A 2,331-nucleotide genomic window follows, 5' to 3' on the forward strand; every position below is an offset into this window, starting at 1 on the left:
TATTTGCCAAGTGATTTCAAAAAAAATAATGGCTACCGTCGTTCGGTTGAAATGTGCGATGAGTATGATATCTACCGTCAATGCTACTGTGGCTGTGTTTTTGCGGCGAAGCAACAAGGCATTGATTTTGCTCAAATAACTAAGGACGCCAAAGCTTTCATGGAAGGAAAAGACGCCGAGAAAAGCTTTCCCCACATTCGTTTTACCTATGAAGGCAAGGAAATTTAGAAAGGAATGATAACATGAGTAAAGTGAGAGGGTTTGAGTTGGTTTCGTCATTTACGAATAGCAACTTATTGCCAAAACGAGAAACAGCCTATGCGGCGGGTTATGATTTGAAAGCAGCCGTGACAACAGAAATTGCCCCAGGTGAAATCAAGTTGGTGCCAACAGGTGTCAAGGCTTATATGCAGGCAGGTGAAGTGCTTTACCTCTATGACCGTTCGTCAAATCCACGTAAAAAAGGCTTGGTTTTGATTAACTCTGTTGGGGTCATTGACGGGGATTATTATGGCAATCCTGCTAATGAAGGTCACATTTTTGCCCAAATGCAAAATATCACTGATGAACCTGTTGTGGTTGAAGCTGGCGAACGCATTGTTCAAGGGGTGTTCATGCCTTTCTTGGTTGCTGACGGTGATGAAGCAGACGGCGTGCGTACAGGTGGTTTTGGGTCAACTGGGAAATAAGTTAGTCGTGTCAAAAGAGAAGGAGGGTGTGCCTTATCGCTAAGAAAAAAACAACGTTTATTTGTCAGGAGTGTGGCTATCACTCTCCAAAATATTTGGGGCGTTGTCCCAACTGTGGTGCTTGGACCTCATTTGTCGAAGAGGTAGAAGTCCAAGAGGTTAAAAATGCGCGTGTCAGTTTGACGGGTGAAAAGAGTAAACCGACCAAGCTAAAAGACGTGAGCTCGATTCATTATGCTAGAACCAAGACGGAGATGGAGGAGTTTAACCGTGTGCTTGGTGGTGGTGTCGTGCCAGGAAGTTTGGTGCTGATTGGTGGGGACCCTGGTATCGGAAAATCAACGCTTCTGTTGCAGGTGTCTATTCAATTGGCTGATAAGGGCACTGTGCTCTACGTTTCTGGGGAAGAATCTGCCGAGCAGATTAAATTGCGTTCGGAGCGTTTGGGCGATAGTGACAATGCCTTTTACCTCTACGCCGAAACCAATATGCAGGCTATTCGCGCACAGATTGAGCAGATTCAGCCTGATTTCTTGGTGATTGATTCCATTCAAACCATCATGAGTCCTGATATTTCGGGGGTGCAAGGCTCGGTGTCGCAGGTGCGTGAAGTAACAGCAGAACTCATGCAATTGGCTAAGACCAACAACATTGCCACCTTTATCGTGGGCCATGTGACTAAGGAAGGACAGCTGGCCGGTCCTCGTATGTTGGAGCATATGGTGGATACGGTTTTGTATTTTGAAGGGGAACGTCACCATACTTTCCGTATTTTGCGGGCTGTGAAAAACCGTTTTGGTTCCACCAATGAAATCGGCATTTTTGAAATGCAGTCAGGCGGTCTGGTTGAGGTACTCAATCCAAGCCAAGTTTTCCTCGAGGAACGCTTGGACGGAGCGACTGGTTCGGCTATCGTGGTCACCATGGAAGGCAGCCGTCCCATTTTGGCGGAAGTGCAAGCCTTGGTTACACCGACTGTTTTTGGCAATGCCAAACGCACGACAACAGGGCTTGATTTTAACCGTGTGAGCTTGATTATGGCGGTGCTGGAAAAACGCTGTGGTCTGCTTTTGCAAAATCAAGATGCCTATCTTAAATCAGCTGGTGGCGTCAAGTTGGACGAGCCTGCTATTGATTTGGCGGTCGCGGTTGCGATTGCCTCAAGTTACAAGGAACAACCAACCAATCCTCAAGAAGCCTTTATCGGTGAGATTGGCTTGACGGGTGAAATTCGCCGTGTCACACGCATCGAGCAACGGATCAATGAAGCCGCAAAACTCGGATTTACCAAGGTTTACGCTCCTAAAAATTCCCTTTCAGGAATTGACATTCCAGACACTATCCAAGTCATCGGCGTGACAACGGTCGGTGATGTGCTCAAAAAAGTCTTTGCATAGTTTGAAAAGCCAAGGTAATCGTCTTGGATTTTTCGTTTATGTAAAGCGTTTTAGGCGACAAGAGGGGCGAAAAATGATAAGATGAGAAAAACTTTAGACGTCATCAGACCAAGGAGGAATTTGGATGTCTTATTTTGATAATTTTTTGAAAACCAATCAAGCCTATGCGGATTTGCATGAGACGGAGCATTTGCCACAAAAACCGAAAACTCAGGTTGCGATTGTGACCTGTATGGCTTCGCGTT

General features: G+C 45.9%; 3 protein-coding genes and 1 pseudogene. All 4 read left to right on the forward strand.

Going from position 1 to position 2,331, the window contains the following annotated elements; all coding sequences use genetic code 11:
- A partial coding sequence (locus B3R79_RS01400) for an epoxyqueuosine reductase QueH (RefSeq protein ID WP_293693335.1) occupies positions 1 to 228 on the forward strand: 228 nt, incomplete at its 5' end.
- Between the two features lie 14 nt (positions 229 to 242).
- Positions 243 to 689: a dUTP diphosphatase gene (locus B3R79_RS01405; protein WP_168261164.1), complete on the forward strand. Its 447-nt coding sequence runs from the start codon at positions 243 to 245 to the stop codon at positions 687 to 689.
- Positions 690 to 724: 35 nt separating this feature from the next.
- Positions 725 to 2,086, forward strand: coding sequence for a DNA repair protein RadA (gene radA / locus B3R79_RS01410; protein WP_167829313.1), 1,362 nt, complete (start codon positions 725 to 727; stop codon positions 2,084 to 2,086).
- 124 nt (positions 2,087 to 2,210) lie between these two features.
- Positions 2,211 to 2,331: pseudogene (locus tag B3R79_RS01415) on the forward strand (carbonic anhydrase); the annotation flags it as partial.

Origin of the sequence: Streptococcus sp. UBA3373 (assembly GCF_002360305.1) — a bacterium.
Classification (GTDB): Bacteria; Bacillota; Bacilli; order Lactobacillales; family Streptococcaceae; genus Streptococcus; species Streptococcus alactolyticus.

What these genes read in the sequence shown, in the direction of transcription:
- B3R79_RS01405 (WP_168261164.1), top strand. Translation starts at nt 243, where the DNA reads ATGAGTAAAGTGAGAGGGTTTGAGTTGGTTTCGTCATTTACGAATAGC.